Source organism: Spirillospora sp. NPDC047279 (genome assembly GCF_040643285.1).
GTDB lineage: Bacteria > Actinomycetota > Actinomycetes > Streptosporangiales > Streptosporangiaceae > Spirillospora.
Genome location: NZ_JBEYUA010000001.1, coordinates 595,426 through 615,048, shown reverse-complemented (window position 1 = coordinate 615,048; position 19,623 = coordinate 595,426). Strand labels below are relative to the sequence as shown.

The window sequence follows — 19,623 nt, the reverse complement described above, 5'->3', positions numbered from 1 at the left end:
CCGCCGTCACCGCCATCCTGGACGATCCCCTCGACGAGCGGTTCCTGGATTCGTCACCGGGACGGACGTCCTGGTGGACGGTGGCGTCTGCGCCGGTCTCAACTCCCAGGTCGGGGGCTGAGACCGGCCAGGGCGACCGCGGCTCTCAGAAGACCGTGCCGGCGTCTTGGGCGATCAGTTCGTCGGTGGCCCGTTCGGCCACGGCGGCGATCGTCATGGAGGGGTTGCACGCGGCGGTCGTGCCCGGCATGAGCGCCCCGTCGAGGACGTACAGGCCGCGGTGTCCGTGCACGCGACCGGCCAGGTCGCAGACGATCTCCATCGAGGCGCCACCGAGCGGGTGCCAGGTGGAGGGGTAGGCGGCCGTGGTGTCGACCAGGGTGGACAGGGGTCCGGCGATCTTCTGGACGCGGGCGTTGATCTTCTTGTACAGGGTGTCGTCGGCGCCGGCGGGCCAGTTCAGGATCGCGTCGTCCTTGGCGGAGTCGTAGACGTAGCGGCCCCGTCCTTGGCTGATGCCGTAGCCGACGAGCATGGTCGAACGCAGGTTGGCGGGCAGCGGCGGGAGCGACGCCTGGATGACGGTGTTGGCGGTGGCGATGTCGCCCCAGGCCTTGCTGCCGTAGACCACCGGCCCGCCCTGGGGGTTGCCGAAGTCGTCCCAGTAGTTGGTCCAGACGTAGATCCGGTCGCCGTTGGAGCCCCAGTTGGTGCCCAGCCCGTCGGGCAGGTCGGGGATCTGGCCCTTGGCCGCCGCACGCATCAGCAACCTCGTGGTGTTGACGGTCCCGGCCGCCATGACCAGCGCCTTCGCTGTGATGATCTTGTTTTCCAGAACGGTGCCGTCGGTGGCGATGCGGTCGACGCGGACCTCCCAGCGGCCGTCCCGGGCCTGGGCGACGTCGGTGACGTTGTGCTGGGTGGCGACCCGGGCCAGGCCCGTGGCCTCCGCGGCGGCGATGTAGGTGACGTCGACCGAGTGCTTGCCGCCGTTGTTGACCCCGAGGGCGCAGTCGCCGTTGGTGTAGGACGGCTTCATCTCGCCCTTGAGCTCGCGCAGCGCGAAGTTCCAGTCGATCGGCATCGGGATCTTCGACAGCTCGTAGCCGGCGTTCCCGACGTTGCGGGCGAAGATCCGGGACGGCTGATAGCTCCTGCTGCCGACCAGTTCGTCAGGGGCGGTCTGGAGCCTGAGCATGCTCGCCACCCGGGGGTAGTACTCGCTGTTCATGCGTGCGTAGTCGAGGCCTTCGGGCATGGTGGCGTTGAACAGCGTCTCCGAGGGCTGCATGGTCATGCCCTGGTAGACCAGGGAGCCGCCGCCGACCCCCGCGGCGCAGATGACGTCCATCCCGTTGCCGCCCACCACCTGCAGCAGGCCGGTGTACGGCGACGCGAAACCCGGGATCGGGATTCCGAAGATGGACACGCGGGACCCGAGCCAGAACATCCGGTTGTCAGGGGACGTCGCGTGCGGGAAGGTCTCGGCGTTCGGGCCGGTCGGCCAGCGGATCCCCCGTTCGAGGACCAGGGAGGGCACCCCCGCCTGCGCGAACCGCAGGGCGGTCACCCCGCCGCCGAACCCCGAGCCGATGATGACGACCCGGTGCTCCTCACGCGTCAGCGGTATCCGGCGTCCGGAGGCGGCGGACGCGGGCTTCGGCGCTCCGAGGGCGGCCGCGGCCGTCGCGCCCGCGGTGCCGAGGAGGAGGGAACGGCGGTTGATGGAGATCTCCGCGGGCGGGGACATGGGGCTCCTAGCGGGGTCGTCGCCCGATCACCGGCATCGGGTGATCGGGCCGCGTGAGACAGGGTGGGAGTCGGAGGGCGGAGGAACGGGGGAGGGCCGGTGGTGACCGTGCCCCAGACTCCGCAAGGTAGGGTGCCTCTCCTCTCCAGCAAATGGCGTTCTCATATTGAGGCGTAGCGACCCCCTTCTGTCAATGTCACCTCGGTGATAACGCAGCACTCAGATCAATGACAAATCTGGACGGGGACACCTCTGCCGCCGCCGGTCCCCACGTTCGAACGCCGGAGGCCCGCGCCCTGATCCGTGCAGCAGAGGCCCGCCGCCAGGTCGCGCCGGCGGGCTGCGGGATTGTTGACCGCCGTCGGAGACCGTGCGATGCTCCGGTTCCGGAAAGCTTGTTTACGTTTGACGAGAACGTTGCTCTCATCTAGCGATAGGCCTCCGACATGCGGCTCCCCGCCAAGGAACCGGAGTCATGCGCCTCAGGCTCGCACGCCCAGCAGGAGGCATCCGGCCGACACCAGCGGTCGAGCTCACACCGCCGGCACCGTGCGCGATCTCCCCCACCCCGGCCCGCCGATGAATCGGCCATCGAAACCATTGACACGGGCGCAATGGCCGCCCATCCCGAATAGCTCAGCAGTTCCTGCCTTACCGCCAATTCTCCGTGGCCGCGTCGCCATTCCGGATGGCGAACGGCGCGTTGAGTCGGCCGGCTCCCCGTACCCCGGACGCCGGCTCCGGCGTCCATCTCTGGAAAGAAGGCTCCCTTGTCCCGTCTTCACCGGCTTCACCATGAGCGCCATCGGCTGCACCTACCGCGGTGACCTGACCGGCACCTACGACGCGACCGACATCCCCGGCACCGCGTCGTTCACCGACCAGCCCGCCACCCGCACCAGCGGATTCCTCTGCCCCGCCTCGGTGACGCTCAGCGCCGCCTACGACTTCACCCAGCCGTGACCTCCCGCCCGGTCGTCATCTCCCGGCCGGCCGCCGGGCAGGGTGAAGGCCGGGCGGACGTCGGGTGAACCGATCTGTTGCTCGCCGTGCTCCCGGGCCGCGCACCGGCCCGGGAGCACGGCCCCCAGGCGCCGGTGGCCGCGTACCGGCCCGTACCTGGAGGTGCCCCGGGCTCCCGGCCGGCGACCGAGACGAAGGACCAACGATGCCCAACACCAGGCGAGTCGAGCACGAGGCCCGCCTCCACCCCGCGGCTGCGATCATGGCTGACATCCTGCGCCCGCAACTGGCCGCGCTCGCCGACGAGGTCGTCAAGGAGATCGAGACGCAGGTGCCCTCGGTCGGCCGCCTGCTTCAGGGCGAGACGCGCACCGCCGCCCTGCGAGCGGTCGCGAGCGAGACCGCGGGTTTTCTGGCCTGGGCCGTCGGAGGAGAACCCGTTCCGGCCGAACACGGCATGCGGGCGCATGAGGCGTTCATCGCCCGGGCGTTCCTGGACGGATGCTCGCTCGGCGACCTGCAGACGGCCTACCAGGTCGGCGCTCGCATCATCTGGCGCTGGGTCTCCCAGGCCGGGGCCCAGGCCGGCGTCGACCCCGAGTACATGTACCACCTGGCCGACGCCATCTTCAGCCGCCTCCAGGGGGTCTCCGCCGAATCCGGCCAGGCGCTCGACTCCTTCGAGACCGCGCCCCAGGACGCGCTGCGCAAGGTCCGCCAGCGCCTCGTACGCCTGCTGCTCAGCGACGTCACCCCCATCGGCCCGGCCATCACCACGCTGACCCGCGAAGCGAAATGGCAGATCCCCGCGCGGGTGGTCTGCGTCGCCCTCGACGGACCCGAGGCGCGGCGGGCGGCGCCGTTCACGTTCGACAACGACGTCCTGCCCGACCTGGAACGGCCCGACCCCTGCCTGATCGTCCCGGCGGACGGCCTGCACGCCCGGCGCCGGATGTTGCGCCGAACCCTGCGGACCGTCACCCATTCCATAGGCCCGCCGGCCGAGCCGACCGAGGCACCCCTGTCGATGACACTGGCCCGCCAGGCCCTCGACCTCGCCCAGGAGGGCGTCCTCCCCGCCGGAGCCGGCCAGATCCGCTGCGACGAACATCTGGCGATGCTCCACCTGACCAGCAGCGAAAGGCACCTGCGCCTCTTGAGGCGAACCTCCCTGGAACCCTTCGCCAGGCTCAGCGCCGACCGTCGTTCGCTCCTGCTGGAGACGCTCCTGGCCTGGCTCACCCACGGCGCCGCCACCTCCCCCCAGGTGGCCACCGAGCTGTGCGTGCACCCCCAGACCGTCCGCTACCGGATGCGCCAGATCAGGCACCTCGTCGGCACGGCATGCCTCCAGGACCCGGCCTGGAGATTCGAGATGCAGCTCGCGCTGCGCTCCTGGGACCTGGACCGCCGCCGAACGCAGGCCCGTTCCAAACCACCCCCCGATGACTCGCTCCCCCGCACCCCCACCTGAACCGGCCGCCCTCCCGGAGACAGCCCCGCCCCGCCTTCGAGACGGCGGTGTTCGCCGGTTCGGTGCCGGTGGCCTTCAGCCGCGGGTCAGGCTCGTGAGCCCACCGAGAGAGTTCGTCGCATAGAGCGCTTTCGGATCCCAGCCGGGCCCGGCTCCGAATCGAACCGAGGAGACGAGCGGCAGCCCGTCCGCGACCGTGCAGACATCTCCGGTGCCGGGATCGAGGCGCACCACCCGGCCCGCGACGTTCAGCGCCACGTACAGCTAGCCGGTGCGGCCTGTCGTGTATTGGCGGCGGAACTGGCGGGGGGACAGGTCGTAGGCGCTGCGGAACATCTGGCTGAAATGGGCGGAGTTGACGAGACCCCACCGGGCGGCGATCGCACTGATCGAGTGTGCGGCCAGCCCGGGATCGGCCAGGTCGCGGCGGCACCGTTCCAGGCGGCGCTCGCGGATCCAGCCGGCGACCGTGCGGCCCTCTTCGCGGAACAACGTGTACAGGAAGCGCGGGGAGACGTGGTGCGCCGAGGCGATGAGGCCCGGAGTGAGTTCGGGGTCGGCCAGGTTGCGCTCGATGAAAGCGTGGATCTGAGCCAGCAGCGCGCGCCGCCTGGTGTCCGGCGGGACGGCGTCGCGGGCGTCCAGCTCGTGGGCGAGCGCCACGGTCAGCAGGTCGACCGTCAGGGTGGACAGCCGTGCGGTGTCGGCCGGGCTGAACTCGTCCATGCGCCGGGCCAGCTCCAGCAGGAACGCCGAGGACAACGCGCCGACGCCCCGATCGCCCGGGATGCGGACCGCGGTCAGTTCCCGCAGATCCCGCTCGGGCAACGGCAACAACGAACGCGGGAACTGCACGCACAGCACCTCGCTTGCCGGCTGCCCCGTCGCGAAGCTGGTCAGGTAGGGACGCGAGCTGTCACGCAGGACCAGATCCCCGACGTGCAACTCCGCCTGCCGGCCGTCCTGCTCCCCCACCAGGCGCCCCCGCACGGCACAGTCCAGGATGAACGCATCGGGATCGGACCGGCGGATCAGCTTGGGCGTGCGGTGCACCGACAACGGCGTGGTGGTCAGCACGGTCACCTGCACGGCACCGAACCCACCGAAACCGGCCCGGCCCCTGAATCCGTTCACCTGGTGCGGGTCGCAGCGAGCGTCCAGGGGCAGCCACAACCTCTCGCTCACCTCGCGGAACAGCGCGAACCGCTCTTCCACCGGAATCTCGGCGGTACTGATCACGTCCATGGCCCCACGAAACGTCGACAACCGGTGATCGCCATCCTCGGCAATCGCCCCGCCGTTGTCGTCGGACGCTCGGCGCAACCCCCCGTACTCCCACCGGCGTAGCCCGCCGCGTGGCTACCAGCGGACACGGCAGGGGCGAACGCTTTCGGATTGAGGGGCTTGTCGGGAGTATGGGGGTTGGCCACTGGGAGGGGTGTTGATGGGGCTTGGCGTGCGGCGGGTCTTGGGGGATGGGGTGTTCGATGATGTCGGGGCCCCTGAGGTGGTGGCTTCCAACGGGGTTTGGACGGTGGTGGGCGGGGATCTGGGGTGGCTCAGCTGGCACGGGGACATGACGGCCAGCAGGCGGTGGCGACGGTGGCGGCTGGGGATCTACTGGGCCGACGACCTGCGTCTTGAACACCTGCTGCGGCTGCGATGGCCGGCGAGGTCGGTGGCTTTCCACCCGAGCCTGCCCCTGCTGGCGGTGGGGACGGGCGATTATGACGGCGGCTACTGCTTCGACGGCGAACTGCTGCTCGTGGATCTGGAGTCGGGGTGGACGAGGTCCATGCTCGACGCGGAACGCGACGTCCGCCTGGTCGAGTGGCTGGATGACCGGACGCTGCGCCTGCTGGTGGCTCCGCGGAGTGAGGACACCGAGGGCGCGCACGATCACGGGTACGAGTTCGTGCTCGAAAGGGACTGGGGTGGTGCGGGTGAGCACACGATCAGCCTGAACACCGGTGACAAGCCTCTGGTGGAGGCGCCGGTCCGGCGCAGCGCCGAGGCGGAGTTGCTGGAGTTGTCGCCCGGATGGACCCGGCGGCGGCAGGTGTGGGACGTGGCGCGTGTGGGCGATGGGCGTGTGCTGGCCGTCCTGGAGAGGGTCGCGCTGGAGGCCTGGTCGGTCTCGGGAGAACGCGAGTGGGCCGTTCCGGACGAGGCCGGCGGACGGCAGATCGCGGTCGCCCCGGACGAGCGGTCGGCCATGGTCAACATCTCGGAGCGGACGCGCCTGGTGGAGGGCCGCTGGACGCGGCCTTCCGGGCACGCTCTCCGCGTCTCCCTCGCGGACGGGAACGTCCTGGAGACGTTCGACATCGGGGCCTCGATGGTGTTCACGACGCGCGAGGACGGCTGGCTGGCGCTGCGCGACGTGCGTTACAAGGAGGAACGGCCGCAGACCCGGCTCGTCAGTCCCGAAGGGATCGAGGCCGGCCGGGTCGCGTTGGGGCGGTGCGTCGGCGGCCACCACGTCCTGCGCGTGAGGAAGAGTCCCGAGCTGCACTTCATCCAGGGCCGCAACAGCGCCTCCCCCAGGGACGACACGTGGGTCGTGTCCGTCGGCGTTCCCGATGGGGAGGTTCGGCGGCTGTTCCCGCTCGAATGGGAGGCGGGAGTCGACCGGCTCATCTTCGGCGGGCCCGCCGTCCGGGTGGACGGGGCCCTGGTGCACGGGGGCGGGCTCGCGGCGCGGAGGGGGCGGATGGCCGACAGCGAGTACATCGTCCGGCGGCGGCTGCCGGACGGGGCGGTGGACTGGCTGCTCCGGGGCGACTTCACCGTGACCGCGCTGGAGGCGGACGGCGACACCGTCTACGCCGCGCTCCAGGCCGGTGAGATCGTCGCCCTGAACGCGGCCGACGGGACGGTCCGGTGGCGGACGGAGATCCCGGGCACGCCCCTGTCGATGAGCCTCGACCGGGACGGCCGGATGCTGATCGGGACCGCCGAAGGCCGCATCCTGGACTGCGACGTGACCGCGCACTGATCCGGGGAACCGCGAAGCGGAACGGCGGAACGCAACCGGAAGGCGGGCTTCGGGAGAGAGGAGGGTGTCGGCACCCCCTACCGCGGAGGCCCCCGTGAAGAGACGCGCGTGGTTGTGGGGCATCGCCGCCAACCTGTGGGCGGCCGCGGGCCTCCGGAGTGCCGGATGACGATCACGATCAAATCAAGGTCTGCCCCGCTCAGAGCGGGTGCTCGGGGTCCAGCGGGGTCGTCGGGGTCAGGGGGATGCGAAGGACGAGGCGGGCGCCGCCGTCGCAGTCGGCGACGCGCAGGGTGCCGCCGTGGTTGTGGGCGATCTCCCGGCAGATCGCCAGGCCGAGTCCCGTGCCCGACGGGTCGGCGCGGCGGGCGTCGGCGCGGCGGAAGAACCGGTCGAACACCGCCTCGCGATCCTCCTCGGGGATGCCCGGGCCGTCGTCGCAGACCTCCAGGACCGCGTGCCCGTCCTCGGTGGTCACCAGCACCTCGATCCGGGAACGGGCGTGCCGTTCGGCGTTGCTCAGGAGGTTGTCCACGACGCGCATCAGCCGGACGGGCGATCCGGTGACGACCACGCCCTCGGCCAGGCGGGCGTCGATCTTCGGTTCGGGCCGGGTGCGGCGTTCCAGGGAGGCTCGGACGGTCTCGGTGAGGTCCACCGGTTCGCTCGTGGCGGGCGCCCCGGCGTTGAGCCGGGCGAGTTCGAGGAGGTCGGCCACGATGTCGCCGAGCCGTTCGGCGTCCAGCAGCGCCGCCCGCAGGATGTCATGGGGGTCGGCCTGCGGGTCCTCCAGCGCGGCCTGCAGCCGCAGTTGCAGGCCGGTGATGGGGCCGCGCAGGTCGTGGGAGGTGTCGGCGACGGCGTTGCGGTGGCGTTCCATCTCCAGGCGCAGCTCGATGGTGTCGCGCTCGCGCGCGCTGTGCAGCCGCAGGTTGTCGGCCTGGAGCTCGGCGGTGCGGGCGTACAGGTCGGCCTCGATGACCTGCATGCGCGCCTCCAGGCCGAACGGGCTGGAGCGGCTCGTCGGCGTCGCGGCGACACCGCGCACCTGGTCGACGAACGCGGTCGCCTCCTCGCCCCGGTGGATGATGTGGGTCACGGTGCCGTCCGGGCCGAACACCGGGGCGTTCATCAGGCTCCAGTACCGCTCCTCCACCACGCCGCGGGGCGACTCGACGTCGTAGCGCAGCAGCGGCATCACGTCGATGCGGCCTTCGGCGACGACCCGCTCCAGCGACGCCCGCAACACTCTCGCGCCCTGGTCGGCGGGGCCGCCGGGAAACCGCTCATAGATCTTCGCGCCGATCAGCAACGTGCGGGAGCGGCCGCAGACCTCCTCGTAGGCGCGGTTGACCAGCTGGAACACGCCATCAGGCCCCAGTACCGCGGTCGGTATCGGCAACGCGTCGAAAACCGCGGCGACGTCCACCCCATCCATAGCCCCCACCCCCCGGGACGGACCCGAGCCCTCAGTCCGCATACAGAACCTCCCCATTTCAGGGCAATGTCCATATCAAGGGGAGCCCTTGGAGATACCAAGCCCGCAAAGAGAACGGCGAGACAGAGGCAACGTCACACGCCGTCAGGTGCCGGGGCTCGGGGGCGGAGGACTCCCTGGGACTCCCAGTCCCGGATCTGCCCGCGCGCCCAGGCGCCGCCACCGGACGCGCCTCCCCGCGTTCGCCCGGCGAAGTCGGAGATCACGTCCTCGGTGCCGCGGCCGTCGCACAGGTTCCAGAGGTGGAACGAGTCCTCCGTGAGCCGGTGCACGACGTCGACGCCGACCATCAGCCCGAACCCGCCGGCCCACCGCACGGGGGCGTAGCAGGGGTTCCGGACGGGGCCGGAAGCCGGCACGTTGAAGAGGGGCAGACCGTCGACGGGCCCGCTCCAGGCGTCCAGCAGCGACCGGCCGAGCAGGTGCCCCGCCAAGGCCAGCCGCCAGCGGATCGTGTCGCGAACGACGGACTCGTCGAACGACGCCGAGAACCCGCCGAACACGCGGTGCCCGTGCTCGTCCAGGATCCGCGCGAGGAACGGGTTCCTCGCCATGCGGCGCTGGAGGAACTTGCGCCCCACCCAGAGGTCGTCACATCCGGCCAGCGCCGCGTCGACCGACGTCCGCAGGCCTTCCTCCGAGGCCGCCAGGGCCGTCGCCAGATCACCGCTCCCCAGCGTCCCGGCGACGTCTTCGACCAGGCTGGCGAGGCACAGGGCGGAGTGGGTCATGACGTCACGCCGGAGCGCGTCACGATCAAGGCACTCCAGGAGGGCGCGAACCCGCGGCTCGGCGAACATCACGTCGCCGGTGACGACACGGGTCAGCAGGGCCCACTCCCGGAACGAGCCGAGCATGAAACCCGGACGGTGGATCTCCCGCGATGCCTCCGCCCTGGCACAGGCGGTGTCCCGCAGCCGTTCGAGGTCGGCAGTAGTGATCTTTATGAGGTCGAGCGCCAGGCCGTCGTGTTTCCGCAGGTCATGGGGAAGGCGGTCGGCATCGCAGGCGTTCCGTTCGGCGTCCGTGGCGAACACCAGGATCACGTCGAGGTCGGACCGGGCATGCGCCAGGCCCGCGGCACGGCTGCCCGCGGCGATGGCGGCCAGGACGCTCCCGGCCCCCGGGAGGGCCGCCACGGCCTTCCGCAGGTGGGCCAGGTGCTGCGGGGCGAACCCGGCGTCCGGTACCTGCCAGGGGCTCGGCGTCGGCCGCGTCGTCACAGCGCCATCTCCCTCGGTATGAGATCACGTTCCGCCAGGGCGTCGAGCGTCACGCGAACGGCCGCCGCGACGTTCTCCTCGCGGGCCCTGTCCGTCATCTCGACGCACGGCCACCGCTCCGCCTCCGCGATCGCGATCAGCTTCGCCTGGATGCCCGACTGGAGCGCGATGAACGACGCCTCCGTCGCCCGGCCGCTGATGCCGGCATGTTCGCCCCGGGGGATCCTGCCCTGCTGGCGTTCGCGCCAGCGGCAGGCCAGCCGAGGATCGCCGCGCAGCACGACGGATTGCGCCGCCGGCGCCCAGTGGGCAAGGCACCGGTGAACGAGCGAGAAGTACTCGTCGAGCGCCCGGTCCGTCTCCACGCGCCCGACGGTCACGGCTCGCGCGAACATGCCCATCTTGAGGACGTTCTTGAGCCCGTGGCTCTCCTGGATCACTATCCGGCCCTGCGCGAGAGCCGGCCTGATGACGAAATCGCGTTCGATGAGCCGTGCCGCGGTCTCCATGAGCCCGGCGGCCACGAACGGAGCCGGATGGTGAACGTCCAGGGCGATGTCCACGTCCGGGTCGGCAAGGAACCCCAGGTCATCGAGGTCGAGCAGGTGTTCGGCGCTCTCGCCGTCGGGCCCCAGGCAGCCCGAGTAGATCGACCGGAACATCGCGCCGTAGGCGGCGTGCAGCGCCTCGCTCCCCCGGCCGGACCGGTCCGCCCGCAGATGCCGTCGCCACGACGTGAGCGTGACCTCGAACCCCTGACGGCGCAGCACCTCGGCCAACGCGTCCGAGACCGACGACTTGCCGATCCCGTCCATGCCCAGCAGGGCTATGTCGAAGCTCACGCATCAGCCTTCCGTCGGAACGGAAGCTATGACCGCCCCCCATATTCGGCCTATATCCCGCCCCTCCCGCCTCCGATGTCCCACCCCCCGCACTCCAGGCCCCTACTCCGATCTGGAGCAGATTGCGCAATCCGTGCCCGCCTACACGGGCCCGCAGGACGAGTACCTGCTGGCCCGGCAGCCCAACGGTGCGCCGGCCTTCAACATCCGCCCGTTCGCCACCCCGCCCGCGCCCTTCGGGGGCTACACCCCGATCTCGGGGCCTGACATCGGCTAGAGACCGATCCGGCCGTGTCCACGCCGTCGACCGGCGGCGTGGGCACCTGGGCCTGCCGTCCACCGCGGCTCGGCCTCACTGCGGCGGGCGCTGGGCGGACTCCTCGTTGGCGGGCTCGCCGGGCCGGCGCATCAGGGCCGGGTCCGCGAACGTCTGCCAGCCGAATCGGCGGAAGTGCTCGGCTCTCTGGTCATCCCGTTGCCGGCGTTCCAGGCCGCTCAGGGACGACGCCGCCTTCGCCGCCATTTCCGGGTGTCCGGTGGTGATCGCCTCCCGGTACCAGTGCCGGGCCTGCTCGATGTCCCCCTCCCATTCCTCCAGGCCCGCGAGGTTGTACATGGCGAAGGGCGCCTCCTCGGGATGGCCGGTGGCGATCGCCTGCCGGTACCAGTGCCGGGCCTGCTCGACGTCGCCCTCCCGAGACTCCAGGATCCCGCGGTTGACCATGCCGCGGGGTTTCTCGTCGGGGTGGCCGGAGGCGATCACCCGCCGGTACCAGTACCGGGCCTGCTCCGCGTCGCCGTGAACGTGCTCAAGGTAACCGAGACGGCTCATGGCGAACGACGCGTGCTCGGGATGCTCGGTGGCGACGGCCTGCCGGTACCAATGGCGGGCCTGCCCCAGGTCCCCCTGCTTCTCCTCCTCCAGGATCCCGAGGCAGTACATGGCACGGGGCCTCTGCTCGGCGTGACCGGTCGCGATCGCCCGCCCGTACCAGTGCCGGCCTTGTTCGAGATCGTCCTGCCCCTTCTCCAGGATCCCGAGTGCGCACATGGCCTGGGCCCCGTACTCGGGGTGTCCGGTGGCGGCCGCCTGCCGGTACCAGTACCGGGCCTGCTCGACGTCGCCCTGCAGATCCTCCAGGCGCCCCATGTCGTACATGGCGTTGGCCCGGCATTCGGGTTGCCTGGTGGTGGCCGCTCGCCGGTACCAGCGCCGGGCCTGCTCGGCGTCGCCCTGCCGTTCCTCCAGGACCGCGAGGTTGCGCATGGCGAAAGGCGCGTGCTCGGGATGGCCGGTGGCGATCGTCCGCCAGTAGTAGCGGCGGCTCTCGCCTGGGTCCCCTTGCCGGGCCTCCAGAAACCCCAGGTTGAACAGGGCGCGAGGCTTCTCGTCAGCGTGACCGGCGGCGATCGCCCGGTGGTACCAGTACCGGGCCTGGTCCGCATCGCCGTGAACGTGCTCAAGGTGACCGAGACGGCTCATGGCGAACGACGCGTGGTCCGGATGCTCGGTGGCCACCGCCTGCTCGTACCAGTGACGGGCCCGCGTCAGATCGCCCTGCTTCTCTTCCTCCAGGATCCCGAGACAGAACAACGCACGCGGCCTCTCGTCGGCGTGACCGGTCGCGATCGCCCGCCCGTACCAGTGCCGGCCTTGTTCGAGATCGTCCTGCCGCTTCTCCAGGATCCCGAGGTCGCACATGGCGCGGGGCGCGTGCTCGGGATCGCCGGTGGCGATGATGCGCTGGTACCAGTGCCGGGCGCCGGAGGTGTCGCCGGTGGACTGGAGGCGTTCGGCGATCTGGCGGAGCGCGGCCGGATCGACGGTGGTGTCGGCGTGGTCGAGGAGACGGCGGGCGGCGGAGTGGGCGCCGCGCTGGAGCGCGGTGTACCCGAGGTCGCGGCGGGCGTCCCCGGAGAGGAACGTGTTGGCGTAGCGCCACAGCGCGTCCCCGACCGGCCAGGCCGCCTGGTCTTCGGGGTCGTCGGCGAGGACGGACAGCAGGGGGTGCGGGGCGTGGCGGTGGCCGTCGGCCAGCTTCTGCCGGCTGATCAGCTGGGGGCGGTCGGGGGTCCTGGTGGTGGCCCAGGTCAGCGCGCTCCCGTAGGCGTCGATGTCGCTCGGTGCCCCGGCGGGACGGCCGGTGAGCTCGGCGTGGTGGATCCGGTAGAGGTAGTCCAGCACGTCGCGGTTGAGCAACCTCGGCACCGCGACGCGGTACCAGTCGGTGACCGCGCGGACGAGGGCGAGCCGCTCCGTGGCGTCCTCGCCGGTCTCGGTGAGCGCGGCGCGGATCTGCTCCCAGGTGGTCATGAGCCGGCCCATCAGCACGCCGGTGCCCTCGGCCAGGATCGGCCGCAGGTCGGCGTACACCTCCTGGTCGGCGACGTCGGCCCGTTCGTCCGCCGACAGCGCGCCCAGGTCGATCCGCACGGCACGTTCCCGCAGGGCTTCGACCAGGTGCTCGTGGATCCGCAGCCCTTTCAACGCGTCGTCGTCGAACGTGGCCAGCACCTTCAGGCCCGGGTGGATCCGGCCGGTCTCGCCGCCGGGGAGGGTGGCGAGCTCGACGTACCGGCCGGGGTCGAGCCCGTCGAGCCAGAGCACCGCCCCCTGGGAGGGGCCGGTCCACCGGCGGGCGTGATCGATCATGTCGGTGAGCGGGACGCGCGGGTCGTCGACGAACCCGATCACACGATGCCGGGGCAGGTGGGACTGGGCGGCCTGGGCGAGGGTGCTGGTGGTGCCGGCCAGCCGCGGCCCTTGGACGATGACGACCTGCCGGTCGTCGCCGGCCAGTGCCGCGCCCAGGGTCTCGTCGACGTCTCGGGGGATGTAGAGCGCCTCGCCCTCGGCGCCGAAGCGGTTGGGATGCACTCCCAGGGCCCGCGGGGTCACCTCGGTGAAGGTCTTGGGCGTCCCGTCGGGACGGGTGAGGGCCGGCCACGCCACCGGCTCGACGTCCCGCTCGTCCTCGCCCGCCCGGACGGAGGCGACCTTGTGCGTGACCACGACCGCGAGCCCGGCCAGTGCCAGGTCTCCGGCCAGCCACCACCACGCCCACCGACCGTCGTTGAGGATCTGGTTGGTGGCGACCCCGATGGCCACGACCAGCCCCGCCGACACGGCGTCCAGCAGCCAGACCCATCGCCGCAGTCGATCGCGTCTCATCGGCCGCTGTGCCTCCCCGCCGGTGCCAATGCGTCGCCGTGGCCTCCGGGCAGGGAACCCAAGGGCAGGGAACCCGAGGGCAGGCACCGCCCGCTGTCGAGAGCATCCTGCCCGTAACCACACCGCTCCAGGCGGCCTGCGCCACTTCCGGCCAACGGCCCGGCCGGGCCTCTGAGATCGTAGCCGTCGAGGCGGACGGTGGCGCTGAGTCCCCAGTTGCGGAAGCCGGACGTCATCGCGACGACCCCTTCACCAGCGCCCTGGCCGGGATCCTCCGGTAAGGATCACCGTGAGCGGGCGCGCAAGCCGTCGAGCAACATCTCCAGGCCCAGGCGCAGGCCGTCGACATCCGCCTCCTCTTCGGTCTCGAAGAGGTTCTGCGCCGCGCGCAGGTGGGACAGCCGGTCCGGCGGCAGCAACTCCAGGTACTGGGTGATCTGGGACGTCCGCCGCTGGAGCTCTTCGGCGGCGGCGTCCGGCGTCCCGCCCACGCTCATCTCGTAGGCCGCCGCGGTCAGGTGCAGGGCGAGGACGTCGGCCGCGGCGAGCGCCTCGCGCGGCGGGATGCCGCCGGCGTCCAGCAGAGCGAGCACCCCGTCCATGAGCCGCAGCGCGTTGGGCGTGGTGGGGATCGCGGTCTCCATCGAGACGCGGGCGATGCCGGGCTTGGCGACCATCGCCCGCGCGGTGCCGGTCAGCAGTTCCAGCAACTGGTCGCGCCATCGGGCCGGGTCGGGCTCGGGGACGTGAACCGGCGCGAGGGCCGCGTCCAGGAGCAGCTCGTGCAACTCGGCCTTGTTGCGGACGTGCGCGTACAGCGACCCGGCGGCGGTGCCCATGTCCTGCGCCACCCGCCGCATCGTGACGGCGTCCAGGCCCTCGCTCTCCAGGATGCGCATCGCGCTCTCCAGGATCGCCTCGAGGCTCAGCTGGCGGCGGCCCGACTTGTTGGCGCCGCGCACCCAGGGCGGAGGCGGCAGGGGTTCCGCGGTTGGCATACGAACACCGTACTTGACGCGAACACTGTTTGTGAATAAAACAGTGTTTGTTCAACTAACACTGTTCGTGATCCGGTCACGGACGAAGGAGGAAGGCACCGATGGACTCATCGACCCCCCGCCGTCCCGTCCTCGCACGCAGGCCGCTGCTGGTCGTTGCCCTGCTGGCCGCCACCTGGGGAGGGTTCTCCACACTGGGGATGCCGGGCCTCTCGCCGGCCGCCGGCGTCCCGATGGGCATCGCGGCCGGCCTGCTGTGGACCGCCGTCGCCGCCGCCGTCGCCAGGCCGCTGCTCCGACGACGGGCCCAGGCGTCCTCACGCGCTCCGGAGGTGGCGGCGCTCCTGGCAGCTCTCGGCGCCGAGCTGCTCTTCGGGCCAGGCCTCTACACGCACCTGACCTACCTCACGGGCGAGTCCTATCTCGGCCTGATGATGTCGGACGACCCGGGCGCCGCCTACGTCTACTTCATGGTGCTCAACCCGCTGATGGAGTGGGTGATCGTCCCAGCCGTCGTGCTGCTCAACTGGCCGGTGGCCCGGCGCCGCGCCCTCGTGGTCGCCGGCGCCGCCGTCTACTTCGCGGTACGAGCGTGGACCTACCTCTACTTCGCGCCGACTGCGCTGAGCTGGCAGGACCATGCCGGACAGGCGCCCACCCAGGCCCAGATCGACCAGGCGCAGACCTGGCTGAACCTCGACTGGCTCCGGCTGGCGCTCGACCTGACCGTGGGCGCCTGCTTCGCCGCGCTGGCGCTGATGCCCCGCCGTTCCGGACCGGCCCGCAGCGGGCGGGACGCCGCCCCCTCCGCCAGCACCGCCGACGCACGGGCGCTGCCCTGACCCGCCGCGTTCCGCCTCTCCCCTGACACGACGTTCCCCCGGGGACACCTCGTTCTCCCGGACACCGCGAAGGATGGATGGAAATCGCATGGAAACGCTCTCAGAACCGCGCGCGGGCCTCGGCGAACACGTCGCCGTCGCGCATGACCTGGCCAAGTCGTACGGACGCGGGGAAGGCGCGGTCCACGCGCTGCGCGGGGTGAACGCCGCGTTCGGCCGCGGGCAGTTCACCGCCATCATGGGGCCGTCGGGGTCCGGCAAGTCGACGTTCCTGCACTGCCTGGCCGGGCTCGACGCCGTGACCTCCGGGTCGGTGCTGATCGGCGACGTCGACATCACCCGCCTGTCGCGCTCGGCCCTCACCAGGCTCCGCCGGGACCGGCTCGGCTTCGTCTTCCAGTCGTTCAACCTGCTGCCCATGCTGACCGCTGAGGAGAACATCCGGCTGACCGGGCGCCTCGGTGGACGCGACGCGGACCGGCAGTGGTTCGACTCCATCGTGGACGCGCTCGGCCTGCGCGGGCGTCTGCGGCACCGCCCCGCGGAGCTGTCGGGCGGGCAGCAGCAGCGGGTCGCGGTGGCGCGGGCGCTGCTGACCCGGCCGCAGGTGCTGTTCGCCGACGAGCCGACCGGCAACCTGGACTCCCGTGCCGGGGCCGAAGTGCTGGGGTTCCTGCGCGGTGCGGTCGACTCCTACCGGCAGACGGTGGTGATGGTGACGCACGACCCGGCGGCCGCCGCGCGCGCCGACCGGGTGTTGTTCCTGGCCGACGGGCGCATCGTCGGCGAGCTCGCCGACCCCACGGCCGACCTGGTCCACGACCGCATGCGGACGATGGAGGGCTGAGACATGTGGCTCATCGCCAGGCGTTCCTTCACCACGGGCTGGGGACGGCTCGCGGCGACGCTGGCGGCCGCGCTGCTGTCGGTCGGCCTGATCGCCGGAACCATGCAGTTCGCGCTGCGCGCCCAGGCGGCGGTGTCGGGCACCGGCGCCAGCGAGTTCGCCCGCGCCGACGTGCTCGTCCAGGGCGGTTCGGTGGACCCCGACGATCCGCACGCCGTTCCGGACGGGCGGGTCCGCCTCGACCGGGTGGCCGGACGCCCGGGGGTCGCGGCGGCCACCGGTGACGCGACGGTCCCGGTCACCGCGGCCGGTGCGGACGGGCGGCTCGTGATGCCTCCAGCCGGCGCGCGCACGTCATTGCGGCCGTGGGTGGCCGACGTCCGCCTGAACCCCTACCGGCTGGAGTCGGGCCGCGCCCCCGCCGCCGACGGCGAGATCGCGGTCACGCGGCATGTCGCCGACGCCGCCGGGCTGGAGACCGGGGGCGCCCTCACCGTGGGCCTGCCCCGGCAGACCCGCGCGCTGAGGGTCGTCGGCATCGTCACCGTTCAGGGCCGTGCCGCCGTGGCCGCCGGCGACCTGCTCCTGGCGCCGCCCGAGACGGTGCGGCGGGCGGCCGGTCTCCCGGCGGGCACCTGGCAGGCGGTCTGGGTGAAGGCGGCGCCCGGCGTACAGGCGTCCGGGCTCGCCCGCGACCTGGGGCACTCCCTCGGCCCGGGCACCGCCACGGTACGGACGGCCGAGGCCGTGCGAGACGCCCAGTCCTCCAGCCTGATGGCCGAGGGCGCGTCGGTGGCGGGCGGGATCGGCATGCTGACCACGGTCGCGGTGTTCGTCGGGCTGTTCGTCGTCGCCAACACCTTCGGCGGGCTGATCCGCCAGCGCACCCGCATGCTCGCGCTGCTCGGCGCGATCGGTGCCACTCCCGAGCAGGTCAAGAAGCTGATCCGGCTGGAGGCGCTGGCCGTGGGGCTGATCGCCTCGGCCGGCGGCGTCCTGCTCGGACATCCGATCGCCGGTGCGCTCGCCCGGCTGTTCGCCGAGGACGGCTTCGACGTCTCGGTCGCCGAGCCCTCCTTCGGCCCGCTCGCGTCGGCGGTCCCGCTCGCCGCCGGGATCGGCGTCACCCAGCTCGCCGCCTGGCGCGCGGCCCGGCGGGCCGCGGACATCGCCCCGATGCGGGCCCTGCGCGAGACCGCCACCGAGCCGTCCGACCGGCGAGGGCTCCGCATCGCCGGGGCCACCGCCGTCTTCCTGTCGGCCTTCCTGTTCTACGGGCCCGTCCTGGCCGTCCTCAACGACAGCCCGCCCGGCCCCGAGCGCACGATCGCGATCTCGTCGCTGATCGTCATCGGCTCGATGATCATCGTGTGCGCCCTGGCCGTCCTGGGCCCGCTGCTGGCCGGTCCGCTCGGCGGTCTCGTCGGCCGACTCGGCATGCTCGTCAGCGGCGAGGCGGGCCGGCTCGCCCGCGCCACCATCGCCCGCAGCCCGCGCCGCGTCTCGTCGGCCGCGTCCTCGGTCATGCTGGGCGTCGCCCTGGTCACCTCGACCGCGCTGATCGTCCTGTCCGCCACCGCCCGCTTCGACGAGGCGGGCGGCGAGGTCATGCGCGCGGAGCACGCGGTCAGCACCACGGGAAAGACGGCCGACGGCATGCGCCCGCTCCCCCGCGACGTCGCCGGCCGGATCGCGGCCGCGCCCGGCGTGACCCACGCCGCCGCCCTGACCGCCACGGACGTCAAGCTCGTCGAGCCGGCGCCGCGCGCGTACACCTCCGACCAGAAGGCCAAGCCCCTCTATGTCACCGTCACCGGCGCCGACCAGGCCGCCCTGCCGGCCGTCCTGAACCTGGGCGGCGCCCTGCCCACCCTCGCTCCCGGCCAGATCGGGCTGCCGTCGACGCTGATGGACGCTCAGCACCTCAAGCCCGGTCAGCGGATCGTCGTTCGCGGCAAGCACGGCCCGGTCCCGCTCACCCTCGTGGGCGCCTACCACGATCCCTCCCATCTGTTCGCCGACGGGGCGCTGGTCGCCCCCGCCACGATGGACCTGCTGGACCAGAACGCGGTGACGCGGGCCGTCCTGGTCCGCGGCGGCACCGCCGCCGGCATCTCCCAGGCCGTCAGGGGCGTGCCCGGCGCCACGGTCCTCGACCGTCCCGCCTACGTGAAGCAGGCGTCCGCCACCATCACCGAGGGCATGAACGTCATCTACGGCTTCATCGTCATGACGCTGGTGCTGGCGTTGTTCGGGACCGCCACCACCGTGTCGATGAACGTCGGCGAGCGCAGGCGGGAGTTCGGCCTGCTCGGAGCCGTCGGCGCGACCGGCCGCCAGCTCCGCGCGATCGTCCGCTGGGAGGCCGCGACCGTCGTCACGCTGGGGACCGCGCTCGGCCTCGGCGTCGCCGTCGGCACCGTGGCCCTCATCCATCTGGCCACGGGCAGCTCGTTCATCCGTCCCTCGGCACCGTGGTGGATCTACGTCCTGGTCGCCGCGGGCGCGCTGGCCGTCACCCTGGTCACCTCGTCCCTGCCCGCCCGGCGCGCCGCCCGGGTCCCCGTCCTGGACGCGGCTCAGGGCGATTGACCGCGGTGGCCAGGCCGAGGAGTGCGGCGAACGGCGCCACGGCGGCCGGGACGAGGACCAGCGCGAGGCTCGGGGCGTGCCAGGACGGGCGGTGTTCGAGTAACCCGGACTGGTCGTCGATGAAGGCGTCGTCGCCGAGCGGCTGCAAGGTCCAGGCCAGCCACAACACGAACAGGTGGACGACCAGCAGCGCGCCTGCCGCGGGCAGCGCCGCGGGCCGGGCGTGCCCGGCCCGCAGGCGGGTGCCGAGGATCGTCCACAGTGCCTCCACGACGGCGAGGACCGCGGTCATCTGGAGGTTGAGGCCGCGGGAGATGGGCGCGGCGTCGGCGGCGTACTCGCCACCGGCGTGCGCCGCGGCGGCGATGGCACGCACACGATCAGGAACGCGCAGCCCACCGCCCGTCCTCGGGCCGGTGGGAGA

16 protein-coding genes are annotated in these 19,623 nt (G+C 72.0%); 7 read left to right on the top strand and 9 right to left on the bottom strand.

Going from position 1 to position 19,623, the window contains the following annotated elements; all coding sequences use genetic code 11:
- Positions 1-145 precede the first annotated feature (145 nt).
- Positions 146-1,750 (bottom strand): GMC oxidoreductase, encoded by a 1,605-nt coding sequence (locus ABZ810_RS02985; protein WP_358398407.1) that lies wholly within the window; start codon positions 1,748-1,750, stop codon positions 146-148.
- Positions 1,751-2,545: 795 nt separating this feature from the next.
- Between ABZ810_RS02985 and ABZ810_RS02980 the strand changes: the two genes are divergently transcribed.
- Both ABZ810_RS02980 and ABZ810_RS02975 read left to right on the top strand, forming a co-directional pair.
- Positions 2,546-2,713 (top strand): hypothetical protein, encoded by a 168-nt coding sequence (locus tag ABZ810_RS02980; RefSeq protein WP_358398405.1) that lies wholly within the window; start codon positions 2,546-2,548, stop codon positions 2,711-2,713.
- Positions 2,714-2,918: 205 nt separating this feature from the next.
- Positions 2,919-4,187 carry a helix-turn-helix domain-containing protein gene (locus tag ABZ810_RS02975; RefSeq protein ID WP_358398402.1) on the top strand — a complete coding sequence of 423 codons (1,269 nt, stop codon included), beginning with the start codon at positions 2,919-2,921 and terminating at the stop codon, positions 4,185-4,187.
- Between the two features lie 75 nt (positions 4,188-4,262).
- On the opposite strand, the gene ABZ810_RS02970 is transcribed toward ABZ810_RS02975, so the two are convergent.
- Both ABZ810_RS02970 and ABZ810_RS02965 read right to left on the bottom strand, forming a co-directional pair.
- Positions 4,263-4,445 carry a hypothetical protein gene (locus tag ABZ810_RS02970; RefSeq protein WP_358398400.1) on the bottom strand — a complete coding sequence of 61 codons (183 nt, stop codon included), beginning with the start codon at positions 4,443-4,445 and terminating at the stop codon, positions 4,263-4,265.
- Positions 4,446-4,451: 6 nt separating this feature from the next.
- The gene (locus tag ABZ810_RS02965) at positions 4,452-5,432 is read right to left on the bottom strand and encodes a helix-turn-helix domain-containing protein (protein WP_358398398.1); all 981 of its coding nucleotides are present in this window, start codon (positions 5,430-5,432) and stop codon (positions 4,452-4,454) included.
- Positions 5,433-5,763: 331 nt separating this feature from the next.
- On the opposite strand from ABZ810_RS02965, the gene ABZ810_RS02960 reads away from it, so the two are divergent.
- A complete protein-coding gene (locus ABZ810_RS02960) occupies positions 5,764-7,185 on the top strand; it encodes a PQQ-binding-like beta-propeller repeat protein (RefSeq protein ID WP_358398396.1) in 1,422 nt (473 codons plus the stop codon).
- A 199-nt stretch (positions 7,186-7,384) separates the two neighbouring features.
- Here ABZ810_RS02960 and ABZ810_RS02955 read toward each other — a convergent pair whose 3' ends face one another.
- From ABZ810_RS02955 to ABZ810_RS02945, 3 genes are all read right to left on the bottom strand, one after another.
- Positions 7,385-8,623 (bottom strand): ATP-binding protein, encoded by a 1,239-nt coding sequence (locus ABZ810_RS02955; protein ID WP_358398394.1) that lies wholly within the window; start codon positions 8,621-8,623, stop codon positions 7,385-7,387.
- A 134-nt stretch (positions 8,624-8,757) separates the two neighbouring features.
- Positions 8,758-9,906 (bottom strand): nucleotidyltransferase domain-containing protein, encoded by a 1,149-nt coding sequence (locus ABZ810_RS02950; RefSeq protein ID WP_358398392.1) that lies wholly within the window; start codon positions 9,904-9,906, stop codon positions 8,758-8,760.
- Positions 9,903-10,748, bottom strand: coding sequence for a hypothetical protein (locus ABZ810_RS02945; protein ID WP_358398389.1), 846 nt, complete (start codon positions 10,746-10,748; stop codon positions 9,903-9,905). The genes ABZ810_RS02950 and ABZ810_RS02945 overlap by 4 nt, the downstream gene beginning before the upstream one ends.
- A gap of 133 nt (positions 10,749-10,881) precedes the next feature.
- Between ABZ810_RS02945 and ABZ810_RS02940 the strand changes: the two genes are divergently transcribed.
- On the top strand, positions 10,882-11,025 hold the full coding sequence (locus tag ABZ810_RS02940) for a hypothetical protein (RefSeq protein WP_358398387.1): 144 nt from the start codon (positions 10,882-10,884) through the stop codon (positions 11,023-11,025).
- Positions 11,026-11,100: 75 nt separating this feature from the next.
- Here the strand turns inward: ABZ810_RS02940 and ABZ810_RS02935 are convergent, their stop codons facing one another.
- Positions 11,101-13,920, bottom strand: coding sequence for a tetratricopeptide repeat protein (locus tag ABZ810_RS02935; RefSeq protein WP_358398385.1), 2,820 nt, complete (start codon positions 13,918-13,920; stop codon positions 11,101-11,103).
- A 284-nt stretch (positions 13,921-14,204) separates the two neighbouring features.
- Positions 14,205-14,918: a TetR/AcrR family transcriptional regulator C-terminal domain-containing protein gene (locus ABZ810_RS02930; RefSeq protein ID WP_358398383.1), complete on the bottom strand. Its 714-nt coding sequence runs from the start codon at positions 14,916-14,918 to the stop codon at positions 14,205-14,207.
- 101 nt (positions 14,919-15,019) lie between these two features.
- Between ABZ810_RS02930 and ABZ810_RS02925 the strand changes: the two genes are divergently transcribed.
- From ABZ810_RS02925 to ABZ810_RS02915, 3 genes are all read left to right on the top strand, one after another.
- Positions 15,020-15,760, top strand: coding sequence for a hypothetical protein (locus tag ABZ810_RS02925; RefSeq protein ID WP_358398381.1), 741 nt, complete (start codon positions 15,020-15,022; stop codon positions 15,758-15,760).
- A gap of 88 nt (positions 15,761-15,848) precedes the next feature.
- Complete coding sequence (locus ABZ810_RS02920; RefSeq protein WP_358398379.1) at positions 15,849-16,607, top strand: ABC transporter ATP-binding protein; 759 nt, start codon at positions 15,849-15,851, stop codon at positions 16,605-16,607.
- A 3-nt stretch (positions 16,608-16,610) separates the two neighbouring features.
- Positions 16,611-19,199 (top strand): ABC transporter permease, encoded by a 2,589-nt coding sequence (locus ABZ810_RS02915; RefSeq protein WP_358398377.1) that lies wholly within the window; start codon positions 16,611-16,613, stop codon positions 19,197-19,199.
- Here the strand turns inward: ABZ810_RS02915 and ABZ810_RS02910 are convergent.
- Positions 19,132-19,575, bottom strand: coding sequence for a hypothetical protein (locus ABZ810_RS02910; RefSeq protein WP_358398375.1), 444 nt, complete (start codon positions 19,573-19,575; stop codon positions 19,132-19,134). The genes ABZ810_RS02915 and ABZ810_RS02910 overlap by 68 nt on opposite strands.
- Positions 19,576-19,623 lie beyond the last annotated feature (48 nt).